Here is a 12,905-nt window from a genome sequence, read left to right as displayed (position 1 = left end):
CTTAATCCCATAAGTTAATTGTTTTTGTTATCTGCTGTTGCGTAGGGATATCAGGCAAAATCACTTCAGTGCCCAGCATGAGTATTGGTCCTTGTTCAGCCAAAGCAGGGTTAGATTCCAATACAGTTTCTGTGACACCCGCAGTCCGACCGTAATAACGCCAACAGATCAGATCAATCGTGTCCCCCTGAACAGACTTCACTTTTTTCATATCAATTCCACAGTACAGCGACTTGTCCCCAACAAGTCCCGAATTGCCCAGCGTAAGTTTCGTCGATGGTCATCAATGGTAGGTGCTAATTGTTCAGCCCGTTTCTGACCATCACTGGTGCTGTCGTAGCTGCGATATTTTTCGTTAATGTCTGCGGCAATCGCTGAATGAACTGCCCGTAAATACAACAGTTCCGTGTTGGGTTTACCATCGATGGTGGACGTTGCAAGTTCATTTAAAGTTGCTGCTTTCAATTTGAGTGAGCGCAGTTGGTCATTAATTTCCAATATGGCTGCAATTGCTGCATCTTTCAGGCGAGCATTAGAAACACTGCCATCTAAACGCACAGATTCACGGATCAGATTTAATTGCAGATTTGGAAAGAAGCCATCATTGCCAATCGACTCATCTGGTGTGGTGGTTGGGGCATTAAAGCTAAAACCAGTCATTGTCATATCCTAGGTGGTCGGTGGATGATGGTTCAGAACAACAACTTAAAAGTTTTGTCATCCCCATCATGCCGACCAGGTGCGGGGGGCACAGGTTAAGAAGACGCAGCAGCTTGCTGCTCTTCTAATTGTTTGGCCAAGAGCTTTTCAGCACGATCTAGGTCTTGCTTACAGCCGACATTGTCTTTCTTGGCAATGGCTTTTTTCATGTACTCAATCGCAGGTACGTAGTTCTCTACAGACAAGAAAATTTTGCCAATCGCGCAGTACAACTTGGCGCGAATTGGATCGTGTAGGTCGTAACTTTCAGTGAGTTGTTCTGCTTGAAGCAAAATGTTCAAATCAAAAACATCACCTGCTTTCAGTTTGCTCAATGCGGCATTGGCAATTTCTTCTGCCACAATACTTGGAGTATCACGGCTAAAGGAATCGGGCATATCCAAACCATGCTCTAAAGCAAACACAGCTATTTTTAAGCCTTGCTGGAACATGCCAGCATCAAAACACCACAGCATGATGGTGGTGACAACTTCGTCATCCACCTTTTGGTTGGCAGCTAAAATGCCTTCGACATAAGGCTGGTATTTTGGAATCAGTTTGGCTTTTGCTTCAGCACGGCTTTCATCTGATTTGATGTGTGAGAGCAGTGATTTATCGTTTTTCAGTTCAGCCAGTTGAAGTTGGTAAACGGAAGCATCATGGCGGGTTGCACCAAAGGCATCCGCCTTGGCAGATTTCTCTGCCAAAACGCGAAGGAAGTGGTTACGTGCGTGATTCATTGGTCACCTACAGAACTTCGATGTTTTCAACCAAAGCCACTTTTTCATAGGCTTCAATCACATAGTCTTCGTTGCTTGACTGATAGTCAGCAACACGGTTTTTCTCTGGCTCTTCACGAATGAAGCGACGTTTACCACCTTCTTGGTAATAAATAGACAGGTTGTCGAGAGAAGTGATCAGGAAGGCATTGTCTGGGAAGAAGGGGACGCGAACAGCAGGTAAGCCACCAATCTGTTTTTGACCCACCAAAACTTGACCCGCAAGTGTGTTTTGGTTGTCTTGATCTTGGTTCAAAATGGCAAAGTTTTTATCGTTCAATAATGAACGACCGCAGATCACCACCAGATCCGTTGCATCTTGATGAACTTCATCAATTAAGCTATCCACCGACTGCTTGACCAAGGCATCCAAGTTTTTATAGTCGCCCGCAGGACCAACGGTGATTTTTCCTGAACCGACTGCAACTTCAGTCATGTTGCGTTCAGGACTACGGGTACGAATTTTATGTAGCCAGCCTTCGTTTACATCTTGCAGCAATGGATTGGTGTTGCGGTTGGTGGTTGCTGCAATGCTTGTACCATTCCAGCCAATCATGATACGGTCAAGACCAATGGCTTTGGCACAAGCACCTGCCCATTTTTCAGGGAAGTCGGCAAACTTTGCCCAGGCATCAATTTTTGAATAGAGCAAGGCAATGTCAAAATCGGTCTTTTGACAAGCATAGGTATTTGCCGATAAGCCAGTCGGATCGGATGGATTACGCTTGGCATCACCCGTGGTATCTGTACGCCCTGCAATGGTGCTATTTACAGAAAGACCAATGGCTTGACCTATCGCTTCAACCACTTCAATGACATTGATGCGCCCTAAAAACTCACTTGAGAGTTGAATCTTTTCTTCCAGCTTTTGTGCAGGTGTCGGGGCAACAGTGAACTGAACCGCAGCACTGTCGACTTCGTTAATGCGGGCAACTTCGCCCATATAGTGATTAAACTTTTTACGTGTATCGTTACGCATGATTAAAGAATTCCGTATTAATAAACAACAGCAGCATTACTGCCCGAATGCCCAGTGCTTTCAGGTCGCTTGTTATGGTTTGGGTCAGGTTGATGATTGAAAGAATCTGAAAGGGCGTTGTGCTTTTGTTCAAGTTCGCTGTATTGGTTTTTCAGCTCATTCAGTTCTTGCTGCATTTTTGAGAAAGCCGTACTTTGCTTGCCAAAAGTTTCTGCAATTTGCTCGAGTACTTTTTTGACTTCGGTAAAGTTCAGTTTGGCTTCTGCGCCTTGCTGTTCAATTTGAGGAGAAAACAGGTCACTGAACTTCTGAACCATTCCTGCAAATAAGCCTTTGCTGTCATCTTCAAATTCAATGTGGGTTTCTTCAGCAATAGAGAAGGCATTCTTTTCTGCATTTTCACCAAACTTGGCAACCATGCTAGAAAAGCTCAATTTTTCAGTGCCGATAGAGGCAGGGGAATCGGTCACAGCTAAGCCCACCAAATAGGCTTCGCCTTTGCCTTGGAAGTTCGGGTCAATTTCAATACTGGTGAAAATCTTCTGACGCTTTTTATTCATTTCCACTAAGTCAGCAGTTGCATCAATTTGTGCAAACAATGCCAGTTTCTTTTCACCGTTAATGTCGACTTCTTCGGCTTTTGCAGCAAGTACATCACCATAAGCACGGAAGGAAGAATCGGGCATTACACCACGTAAGTGTTCAACCCAAATACGAGCGCCATATACAGACTGGTTATAGTTTTTTGCAGCTTGTTCAATCCAAGAGCGTTCAATCACGCGCTTATCAATAGTTTCTCCTTCGACTGCAACACGAAAGAACTTAGATTTATTTGTCATGTGTTTAACCGTTCTGGAATTTACTCATCAAATAATGAGCATCATTAAAAGTCCGACGGCATTAGTAAATAAATTGGATTTGTAAGAGGGGATGCTACAAAAAGGAAGACATGATTTGAGAAAAGAAAACTGAATAATAAGCACAAAAGCAAAAAGCCAAGAACGGCAATTCTTGGCTTTTTATTCCCGAACCCTAACATCACTAAGGCTCAGAAATATGAGTGATAAAACTAGCATTTTTTCATTCCACATACTAGGAGTCGAAATGAAAATTATCAATTTAAGTCCTGATAGCTTAATCGATTTTTTTATTTGGATTGTCGTCTTGTATGCTTGCGTACGGTTAATAAATTTAATTGTCAGATACTTAGAGAAGACACTGAAATTAGATTCAATGAATACTCGTAAATGATGGCATGACAATGAGAACTTTAAAAATTACACCTGACGAATTTAGCAAAATCCTTTTGCATTTTGGCGTTGTTTTATTTGGGGTGATTATTCTGATCCGTTTTCCAGAATATTTGGATGCCATTTCTAGGTTTGTGGTTTGATGTTAATCAGTAGAGAGAATAATTATGGAAACTGAAAAATTAAGTTCCGATAGTGTTGTGAAGTTATGCTGGAATCTCGCTTTTATCGCAATAGCCTTGATGGTGACTAAAACACTTTTAAATATAGTTTCATTTTATGTAGGGCTTCCACAATGATGGAAAAACTAGCTAAAAATAAGGAATTACGTATTTGGACGTACATTCAGCTTACATACATTTTAATTGGCATTTTAATTATCCAACTGGCTGAAATCCTTACAGCTATTGCCAACGTTATCCAAGCTCTACAATAAATCCTTTTGAAATTTTGATATTAAGGCAGATAAAGTAGTGAAGCATTTGTCTAAAAGCGGATCTTTAAAAACTTGGACCTTTATTGTGATTATTGGTATTTGGGGAACAAGCCTTATAACCCACGCTGCACCTATTCTTGAACAAGTCGTTAAAATCCTAGAGATTATGATTAAATCCTCTTTGTAAGAAGGGATGCTACAAAAGCCAAATCAAGCATTGTGCAAAGTGCGTTGCTTTAATTGGCGCATGAATACATTTGACACCGAACGCTTCGAGCTAACTTTCGACAACCGAGTAAAGGCAAAGTTCCTTTACTGGATGGGTTGGCGTATTAGCAGTATTGCTGAATACCTTCAGGAAAATGAAAAGACCGTTCACTCATGGAAAGCCCGTGATGAATGGGACAAAGACGCACCTGAAGGAATTGCAGCTCAGGCACTCGAAGCCCGTCTGTGTACCTTGTATTTGCTAGAGAAAAAAACACCAGGCGATTTTAAAGAAATCGACCTGTTAGAACGTCAAAAAGACAAATACGCACGACGCGAAAAATACCTGACCGATGGCGGTAATGAAGCCGACATTAACCCAAAAATTCAAAACCGTAATGCCAAACCGAAGAAGATGCCGAAGCGTAATCTCATTACTCAGGCAATGATTGAAAAGGTTCAGGCAGATTTTGAAGAAGGGCTATTCGACTACCAACGCACATGGTTCAAAGCTAAAAATCAGCGTTCACGCAATATCTTAAAAAGCCGCCAAATTGGGGCAACCTATTACTTCGGACGTGAAGCCTTTGTCGATGCCATTACAGGCGGGGGCAATCAGATTTTCCTTTCTGCCTCCAAAGCACAGGCACACGTTTTCAAATCCTACATTAAGTCCTTTGCCGCGGAGTCGATTGATCTGGATTTACAAGGCGATCCAATCGTCCTTAACTTTGAAGAAGGTCCACCTTCAGAACTTATATTCTTAGGCACCAACGCCAAAACTGCTCAGGGCTTCCACGGCAATTTTTATTTCGATGAATACTTTTGGGTGCATGGCTTCCAGACCTTACAGAAAGTTGCTTCTGGTATGGCAATGCATAAACGCTGGCGCAAAACCTATTTCTCCACACCATCTTCAAAAAGCCACGAAGCCTATAACTTCTGGACAGGGGAAATCTTTAACAAAGGCAGAGCTAAAGACAAACGCCTAAACATTGATGTCAGCCATGAAGCCTTAAAAGATGGTCGACTGTGTGAAGACAAAATTTGGCGACAGATTGTCACCATTTTAGATGCCGAACGCGGTGGCTGCGACCTGTTCGATATTGATGAATTACGCTTTGAGTATTCGGCAGAAAGTTTTGCCAACTTGCTCATGTGTATGTTCATGGACGATGGGCATTCAGTCTTTCCACTTTCAGTCATGCAACCGTGCATGGTGGACTCATGGGTACTCTGGGACAGAGACTTTAAACCTTTGGCACTGCGTCCATTTGGCTATCAGGAAGTATGGGTCGGTTATGACCCTGCCGAAACAGGTGATACCGCAGGCTTAGTGGTCATCGCACCGCCATCCATCAATTACCCAAAATTCCGCTTACTGGAACGTCATCAATTCAAAGGCATGGATTTTCAGGCTCAGGCGGCTTACATCAAAAAAGTCTGTGAAAACTACCGTGTGACCTACATAGGTTTAGACACTACAGGCATGGGAACAGGCGTAGCCCAATTGGTACGCCAGTTCTTCCCAGCACTGACCACCTTTAGCTATTCGGTCGAAGTTAAAACCATGTTGGTACTCAAAGCTATGGATGTGGTGCATCAAGGGCGTTTTGAGTTTGATGCAGGCTGGACCGATGTCGCGCAAAGCTTTATGGCCATTAAAAAGACCATGACTGGTTCAGGTCGTCAATTCACTTTTGAAGCCACACGTTCGGAGGAAGTCGGGCATGCCGACCTTGCTTGGGCGTGTATGCATGTCTTTGCCAATGAACCACTGGAAGGGCGTAACGTCCACAATACTGCTGCAATGGAAATATTCTAATGTCTGAAACTCAAAACTTGCCTGCTGTGGCGCAAAATAATGCCATTCAAGCCTTTACCTTTGGTGACCCTGAACCTGTTCTAAATACGCATGACTACATGAGTATGTTTCAGGTGTACTGGAATGGTACTTACTATGAGCCACCAGTGAGTTTAGAGGGTTTGGCAAAGTCTTTCCGTTCTACGCCTTATTTGTCGACCGCCATTATTTATAAACGTAATCAGTTGGTTTCTGCATTTAAGCCGAATAAGTTGATGTCTTCCAAAGCCTTTGAACAATTGGTTATGGACTTTTTGGTGTTTGGTATGGGCTATGTGGAAGCCATAAAAAGTCGCTCTAACCAAGTGGTGCAGGTCACTACGCCTTTAGCCAAATACATGCGACGTAAGCAAGACCCGAAAGAGTTTTTAATGATTACGGAAAACTGGAAGTACCACCATTTTGAGCGAGATTCAGTTTTTCAGGTACGTGAGTGCGATATTAATCAGGAAGTGTATGGCACACCTGAATATTTGGCGGCTTTGCAGTCTGCTTGGCTAAATGAGTCTGCGACTTTGTTCCGTCGTAAGTACTACAACAATGGTTCACATGCTGGATTTATTTTGTACCTGACCGATCCACAGCAGAATGAAGATGATGTAAACAATTTACGTCAGGCACTTAAAGACAGTAAAGGACCAGGGAATTTTAGAAATCTGTTTTTGTACTCACCGAGTGGTAAGCCCGATGGTATTAAGTTGATACCCGTTTCGGAAGTGGCAGCAAAGGATGAGTTTGCACATATTAAGTCTATTACGCGGGATGACATTTTGGCAGCTATGCGTACTCCACCTCAGTTACTTGGCATTATTCCTAATAATACGGGTGGTTTTGGGTCAATTACGGAAGCAGAGCAGGTGCATTGGAATTCAGAAATTATTCCGCTTCAGCATCGTATAGCAGATCAGGTGAATGAATGGGCAGGGCAGAAGCTCATTACTTTTAAGTCTTATGCTGAAGTACGTGGCAAGCTTTTGAATGAAAAATGAAGAAGTCATAAGGAGAATAAAAATGGAAATAAAGTTATCGCCATATTTAAGATTTTGTATAGGGACGGCAATTCTTTTGATTGCTGCTAGTCCGTTCATTTGTGCGCTGGCTTATTTTTTAAGAAGTTAGGGCAAAAATAACTATAAAATTGCAAATAAAACAAAAAATGTCATTTCGGCAATTGTCGATACTTAGATACTCCAGTATAATCCATGTGTACCATGGTTGCATTATCTAGAAGATAATGCAACCATGGTACACATGGGGAAAATGTGGTTTTTCAGCTAGTTAAGCAAGTAATAGTATAAATTTTGTAAAAATAATTGAAGAAAAAACGCTACTCAGATACTATGCCTGAAAGTTCTAAAGAACTTTCAGGCATAGTAATCTTACATATAATATTTTCAAAAAAAGGAGGTCTGTTATGAATACTATGGTAGTACCTCGTCGCCCTGCTGTAAAACGTACCAACCGTCGTGAAATGTCACCAGAGCGTTTAGCTGCGTTAGTAAATAGTGCTGAACAAGCTGCTCAACGTGGTACGGAACGTATGGAAAAAGTGAGACAGTCTGCTAATACCCGAGGCTAAGATTGTCTCAATTCCTCTTTGCATATCATCCTAAATTTAATAACGATTCTAACTTCAAAGATATATTTGAAGAATTTTGCTGTTATAAAGAAGACAGCGAACCTTACGAACATCCATCACCTACACGTCATACACAAGAAACTTATGAGTGCTTGTCACCTCTATTTGGGCGTGATCGTTTCGATAAAAAATATCCAGAAGCCAGCAATCAGAATATTCAACATTTGCATGTGAGGCAACCACATTCTAAGTGGAATTTCCTTGATGGGGCTGCGAAGGCCCAATGGGAATGCACCAGTGACAGCTATCTGGTCTATTCTTATTTTGAACATAATGGCATTCACCATTACTTTGTAATTGAATTTTATAAGTCGGGGAGTCATGCCCAATATGAGCAGGACGTTCAGATTTTTATTCATGAAGCAGAGCAGTATCGCTTAAGCAAGATTAATTTATCTGCATAAATTAATCATTATCATCTTTTTTATCGGTAGATTTTTCAAAAAGCTCTTTTGTTTCTAAAATCTGAATTAACTGTATTTTATCTACAATAATTTCATAGAATAAATAATCTCTATTGAAGTAAAGTAACTTAGGGTTCTCGCATAGCTTATATTCTTTGATTAACTTTGTTTCAATATCTGTGAAATTATTGATATTGCTAGGCTTCATTGTCATAGAAGCAAAACTTTTAATTTGAAAATAAATCACACAGACAAAAATAGTGCATACGAGCATAAAGACATGAAATCTTAAGTCTTTATCAAAGTATGCTTTATATTTTAGACTCATATCTGATTTAAGAAAGTAAATATCCAAGCATTTGAAAATAATTCTTGTAAAAGTAATCGATGCAATCAGTAAACCTGTTGCTAAAAAAATATCTGAGAATGAAACTTGGTTGAAAGTTATATATTTGTGAATAGCTAATATTAGAAAAAAAGTACAAAGTAAAATTATTGAAATCAAATTTTTTTCACTGATTTTAACTAGATTTTCGTACTTAAAGAATTCGAAGGCAGTGATTGTTATAATAACTAGGTATGAGAAATAACAGATGAAAAGAATAAATAAAACTGAAGCTCCATCGGGGATCATCTGATTCATAGAGAAGAACCTTAAATAGGATGGGCTAATTTTAGCAAGTTCAATAGATTGCCAAAGAGCGCCTAAAATACCAGGTACTAAGATGAAAAACTGGATATTATTCTTAAACTTCAGGAAGTCCCTTGTAATTGCAGCTTTTAACTTACTAGAAACCCTGACAGATTCTAACTGATTTTTTAAATCATCCATTAGTGTTCAATCCTTTCCATATGAAGCAACTCTACGGCATTCGCTTTTTCAAGTAAGTGACGTAAGAAAAAGGCTACAGAAAACACCCAAATTGTAAATAGAATCATGGTCACTGGCGCACTATAGAAAAAGTTAGTAGAAGATGAATCAAAGTGCTTAAAGTTATTTAGGTATAGCACCCAAATGATAGCTGGTAAGGTTAAAACCCAATACCAAAATGGAATCCAAGAGTTACGTCTTTGCGCTTTCTTAAAATTTTGGTCGAAAGAATAATCTGGACTCAAAGAAAAACTTTGATTCTGTGGAACAAATACGAGCTTCTTTTTTGAACGGTTGTATTTCTTCATTGCACTATTCAAATCACAATAACCACTCAAGTATTCTAAAATTTCTAGATCTGTTTCTTTAGTTTTCAAAGACAGTTGTAAATATAGGAGTTTGACACGGAACTTTAGATTTTTCTTCATCGTTTCACTTAGCTCTGTGTTGTCTAGAAGCTCAGTAATTTGTTCTATTTCCTTTTTAACTTTCCAAGACTTAAAGTTGATAACGAAAAATAAATGTTGGATGATTCCTGACTTCAATATGTAGTTATAACTGAATGCAAGTACAAGTATTGCAATAAGAAATTCACCCAAATATGTTCCCAATAACCCATTAATAATGTGTCTATCTTTTAGGAAGTCCATATTTATTCCTTATCCTTAGTTTTATCTGTACCTTTTTGAACGTTAAAGACTTTTATAAGCTCAATTGATGTTTTAAGTTGCTCATTAACTATGTTACTTAAATCATTAATGGTCGAATGATCTGTTGTATTTCCAAAGTATTTAGATGCTAAATCCTTTCTTAAATTGATAGCATCCTGAGGATCTAAATCTGCCATGTATGCTGGTAAGGCTTTAAGTTCAAGCATTATCTTTTCTACTTGGTCTCGTTTCTTTTGATGATGAATGGCCTGTTTTAAAAAAAAGGAAATTAATGTAATAAAGATAAAGACTCCAGATGCTTTCAAAATCCAGTAATCAATAATATTTTTATTGTTAGCACCAACAATAGCATCTTTAAACTCTAAACTAATATAGGTAAAGAAAAATACTAAAAGGATAGTTGCAAAAAAACTTCCTAGGTAAATTCTATAAGAGATATTGTGTTGATTTTTTTCTAATTGATAAATTTCAGTTGTTGAGGAGTTTGCTAGTATGTTCTTTAATTTTCTAAATTTTTTTAATTCGTTGGATATCTCCCCTAAAGCTGATCGGTAAAATGGTTGAATATTTTCTTTATATAATTTTGCAGAAGAAAAATAATAAGAGAGTAGTTCTTGAATTGGTAGTAGTTTTATATTTATTTGATTCATTTTTTCAATAACATTTTCTTCTGTATAATTTGTGCTTATACCATCAATCGAGTGTTCTAAATATTCTATTAGATAGATTTCATGATCACCAAGTCTTCCGATGTAATCAACTATGTTGTCAATAGTGCTAAATAATTTTGTATGTCTATTATCTCTGTATTCATCGAAAATAACTCTAATTGAATTAAGTTTACCAATTAAATTTAAATATTTTTCACGATACTTTGTACTATTATCAGTTATTTCTTTTACTGTATTGTTTTGTTCTATTGGGAAGGATGCTTGGTCGTATTTATTATATTTCTTATTAATGAAATGTGGTGCTAGCATTGTAGCGAAAATAAATAGTACTGAAAAAATAATTATTAATGTAAGAATATCAAATTGCATAGCGAAAATTTTTATAAAGTCTTGACCCGCGTATAGTATCTAAGCTACTCTAAAAAAACCACCTACATCGTGGTCGAGATTGGCGTCTCGAATATACAAAAGGCAGACAAACCGCTGCTAAAGCGGTATTTTTTTGTCTGAAGGTCAGTCATGACTTTGTTATGGCAGGCTGGATGATGGGACTTTGTCCACCGTTTCCTTTTGTAGCGGTACGCCAACTTCATTCAGTCTGCCACCCTATTGGCGTGGGGTAGCAGAAAACACTGATACAAAAGGGTTTTCTTATGAAGAATAATACTCAGGCACCAGTATGCCTAAATGAAATCTGTTTCCAACGTTTAACCTCTCCAGACTTTGCGCAAAAACTTAGTTTAAAAGTACGTATCATCCGTTGGGTGAAAGGCGGTGCAAAATGAATGCACTCGACCTAAGCCAAGCTGTCTTTATTCAAGACCAACAAATCAAAACCGATAGCCTTAAAGTTGCTAAAGCATTTGGTAAAAGACATACCAATGTTTTACGTGCAATTGAAACTTTAGATTGCGCAAAATCTTTTAGCGCGCTCAATTTTGAGCTGGCTAATTACATCGATGAACAAGGTAAACCTCGTCCGATGTACGAAATGACCAAAGACGGTTGGATGTTCTTGGTTATGGGCTTTACTGGAGAGAAAGCCGCGCAAATCAAAATCGCATTCATCAATGCCTTTAATGCCATGGCAACACTACTCCAAAACCAACAACTCATCGAGCAGCAGGGCATACAAGTCGGCACAAAAGTACGCCTAAACTCAGGTAGTCCAGAACTCACCATAAACCAACTCATCACCAATGCAGAAGGCATACTCGACCAAGTCGAAGTCACATGGTTTAGCAACCGACTGCACAAAACCATACTGTCTATACATGCAGTCGTCCCAGTGGTTGCACGGAATAATGCAGTCCTGCAACACTTTTGGGAAGCCATCCACAAGTACGGTCTGCATCTACTCAACCATAGTCACAAGCCAGACCACATTGCATTGAACCTACCACAAGTCTGCGCAGCCATTCACGGACTACCAGACAGCAAAGCACTCATACAAGAACTTGCAGCCAGTACCTATCCATACCCGCATTACATACAGCATGGGTATGCCGTGCGTAGCGTGATAGATGATAAAACCCATCGCTGCATAGTCTTCAAGCAAACCGCAGTACAGTTGGGAGGTGCAGCATGATTCCACATCTTAAAGTAGGCAACCCACCAGCAGACCTAGAAGACCTACTGGAAACTGTAGGCGACTCCATAGAAAAGCTAGAGCTGTTTATCTCCGCCATGTCCCGCATGCACTATGACGATGGCATACCAAGTGACGAGTTTAATGCCATCATGTGCAGCCTTCACCTCCAAGTCCACGAGATCCAACAGCAAATCGCAGCAAAACCATAAACAAAACCATCCTAAGAATGTGCAGCCACCTGCACATTCAGGATTCACGCGGGCGGTTGACCCCCCACGTCACCTGCGGGCTTTTTGTCTCGGAATCACTTTAAAATTTCAGGACAAAAAGCCACCCTCAACGCCTTATATAGACTGGGCTTGGCATACAAAAAACAGGGGAAAGGGCAGTTCTGCAAAAATCCCGACAAATCTGCAAAACCCTGCACCTAAGAAAAACTGACCATAAGACAGCAAGGGAAAAGTAGGGGAATTCAAGGGTCAAAACGACTTTCCCGAATTCTGTAACCCCTTCAAAAAAACGCTAAATTCAAGATTTTATTAATTTATAAACAATGACTTACACGGTTACTCAAGGTGCGTAACCCAGCGAAACCCCAAGCCTTAAAAATTAAGTAAATTATTGATAATAAATAATATATTTTGAAACCGAGGGTTACAGTAAAACACCGTAACTCGTTACAGAATCGTCACGCAATCGTTACAGTATCTCTAGGGGTAATATTTATATTAATTTCAATATATTAAGTACTAATTTTAAAAATCGTTACTCTAGTTACAGCTTTTGAACCATACCCAAAAGTTGAGAATTATTTTAAGATTCGCCTAAAATTGTATTTTAAATG

15 protein-coding genes are annotated in these 12,905 nt (G+C 39.4%); 7 read left to right on the top strand and 8 right to left on the bottom strand.

What is annotated here, in order from left to right:
* Position 1 precedes the first annotated feature (1 nt).
* The 5 genes from E0H94_RS03745 to E0H94_RS03725 all read right to left on the bottom strand — a co-directional run bounded on the left by E0H94_RS03745 (position 2) and on the right by E0H94_RS03725 (position 3,296).
* Positions 2–211 (bottom strand): tail protein X, encoded by a 210-nt coding sequence (locus tag E0H94_RS03745; RefSeq protein ID WP_131325191.1) that lies wholly within the window; start codon positions 209–211, stop codon positions 2–4.
* Entirely contained in the window at positions 208–660 is a 453-nt protein-coding gene (locus E0H94_RS03740; protein WP_131325190.1) for a head completion/stabilization protein, read from the bottom strand. The genes E0H94_RS03745 and E0H94_RS03740 overlap by 4 nt, the downstream gene beginning before the upstream one ends.
* Positions 661–755: 95 nt before the next feature.
* Positions 756–1,439, bottom strand: a complete 684-nt coding sequence (gene gpM, locus E0H94_RS03735; RefSeq protein WP_131325189.1) for a phage terminase small subunit — start codon at positions 1,437–1,439, stop codon at positions 756–758.
* Positions 1,440–1,446: 7 nt separating this feature from the next.
* Positions 1,447–2,457: a phage major capsid protein, P2 family gene (locus E0H94_RS03730; RefSeq protein WP_131325188.1), complete on the bottom strand. Its 1,011-nt coding sequence runs from the start codon at positions 2,455–2,457 to the stop codon at positions 1,447–1,449.
* A 17-nt stretch (positions 2,458–2,474) separates the two neighbouring features.
* Positions 2,475–3,296 (bottom strand): GPO family capsid scaffolding protein, encoded by an 822-nt coding sequence (locus E0H94_RS03725; RefSeq protein ID WP_131325187.1) that lies wholly within the window; start codon positions 3,294–3,296, stop codon positions 2,475–2,477.
* A gap of 1,094 nt (positions 3,297–4,390) precedes the next feature.
* Here E0H94_RS03725 and E0H94_RS03720 point away from each other — a divergent pair.
* The 4 genes from E0H94_RS03720 (at position 4,391) to E0H94_RS03710 (ending at position 8,257) form a co-directional block, all read left to right on the top strand.
* The gene (locus E0H94_RS03720) at positions 4,391–6,175 is read left to right on the top strand and encodes a terminase large subunit domain-containing protein (RefSeq protein WP_044738606.1); all 1,785 of its coding nucleotides are present in this window, start codon (positions 4,391–4,393) and stop codon (positions 6,173–6,175) included.
* Entirely contained in the window at positions 6,175–7,203 is a 1,029-nt protein-coding gene (locus tag E0H94_RS03715; protein WP_131325186.1) for a phage portal protein, read from the top strand. The genes E0H94_RS03720 and E0H94_RS03715 overlap by 1 nt, the downstream gene beginning before the upstream one ends.
* Positions 7,204–7,628: 425 nt before the next feature.
* The gene (locus E0H94_RS18450) at positions 7,629–7,793 is read left to right on the top strand and encodes a hypothetical protein (protein ID WP_165495580.1); all 165 of its coding nucleotides are present in this window, start codon (positions 7,629–7,631) and stop codon (positions 7,791–7,793) included.
* A 2-nt stretch (positions 7,794–7,795) separates the two neighbouring features.
* Positions 7,796–8,257, top strand: a complete 462-nt coding sequence (locus tag E0H94_RS03710) for a type II toxin-antitoxin system YafO family toxin (protein ID WP_131325185.1) — start codon at positions 7,796–7,798, stop codon at positions 8,255–8,257.
* Between the two features lies 1 nt (position 8,258).
* Here E0H94_RS03710 and E0H94_RS03705 read toward each other — a convergent pair whose 3' ends face one another.
* The 3 genes from E0H94_RS03705 to E0H94_RS03695 are packed head-to-tail and all read right to left on the bottom strand — an operon-like array spanning position 8,259 to position 10,839.
* Positions 8,259–9,089 (bottom strand): hypothetical protein, encoded by an 831-nt coding sequence (locus E0H94_RS03705; RefSeq protein ID WP_131325184.1) that lies wholly within the window; start codon positions 9,087–9,089, stop codon positions 8,259–8,261.
* On the bottom strand, positions 9,089–9,778 hold the full coding sequence (locus E0H94_RS03700; protein ID WP_131325183.1) for a hypothetical protein: 690 nt from the start codon (positions 9,776–9,778) through the stop codon (positions 9,089–9,091). The genes E0H94_RS03705 and E0H94_RS03700 overlap by 1 nt, the downstream gene beginning before the upstream one ends.
* A gap of 2 nt (positions 9,779–9,780) precedes the next feature.
* Positions 9,781–10,839 (bottom strand): hypothetical protein, encoded by a 1,059-nt coding sequence (locus E0H94_RS03695; protein WP_131325182.1) that lies wholly within the window; start codon positions 10,837–10,839, stop codon positions 9,781–9,783.
* 284 nt (positions 10,840–11,123) lie between these two features.
* On the opposite strand from E0H94_RS03695, the gene E0H94_RS18870 reads away from it, so the two are divergent.
* From E0H94_RS18870 to E0H94_RS03685, 3 genes are read left to right on the top strand one after another with little or no spacing between them, the layout of a single operon-like run.
* Entirely contained in the window at positions 11,124–11,255 is a 132-nt protein-coding gene (locus E0H94_RS18870; RefSeq protein ID WP_264757539.1) for a hypothetical protein, read from the top strand.
* Positions 11,252–12,058 carry a Rha family transcriptional regulator gene (locus E0H94_RS03690; protein ID WP_131325181.1) on the top strand — a complete coding sequence of 269 codons (807 nt, stop codon included), beginning with the start codon at positions 11,252–11,254 and terminating at the stop codon, positions 12,056–12,058. The genes E0H94_RS18870 and E0H94_RS03690 overlap by 4 nt, the downstream gene beginning before the upstream one ends.
* Positions 12,055–12,270 carry a hypothetical protein gene (locus E0H94_RS03685; protein WP_131325180.1) on the top strand — a complete coding sequence of 72 codons (216 nt, stop codon included), beginning with the start codon at positions 12,055–12,057 and terminating at the stop codon, positions 12,268–12,270. The genes E0H94_RS03690 and E0H94_RS03685 overlap by 4 nt, the downstream gene beginning before the upstream one ends.
* Positions 12,271–12,905 lie beyond the last annotated feature (635 nt).

It is taken from the genome of Acinetobacter sp. ANC 4173 (assembly GCF_004331255.1).
In the GTDB taxonomy this organism is placed as follows: Bacteria; Pseudomonadota; Gammaproteobacteria; order Pseudomonadales; family Moraxellaceae; genus Acinetobacter.
Note: the sequence above shows the minus strand (reverse complement) of the source record. Positions and strands in the feature narration are given on the sequence as shown.